Source organism: Salinimicrobium oceani, from assembly GCF_012037645.1.
In genome coordinates, this window is record NZ_JAAVJR010001110.1 from 1 (window position 1) to 358 (window position 358).

The 358-nt window shown below is 45.0% G+C and carries 1 pseudogene; it reads left to right on the forward strand.

The features are described from left to right. A pseudogene (locus HC175_RS21020) lies at window positions 1–358 on the forward strand (hypothetical protein); the annotation flags it as partial.

Here is a 358-nt window from a genome sequence, read left to right on the forward strand (position 1 = left end):
CTATATAAGCACCAGGCTGGAAATTGATGAAAAACCTGCCTTTGCCACCCTGCTGCTGGATAACGGACTCAGCGATGCGCTATGGCTTTTTCCGGACAGCACTAATATTTATATTCCCCACAGATCCTTTCCGGATTTCCTTGGTTTGGGACTTTCAGGAGACGTGACAGGAAGAAGGGGAAGAGTGACTTCTATAACATTGGGAGATAATACGCTTGGCGAAGTGACAACATCATTTCCGGACAGTCTTTCTGTAGAAGGTCTACAAACTTATTACGCCCGTAACGGCAGTATTGGGAGTGAGATCATGCGAAGATTTCATCTTGTTTTCGATTATGAGGGCAAAGCGCTTTATCTT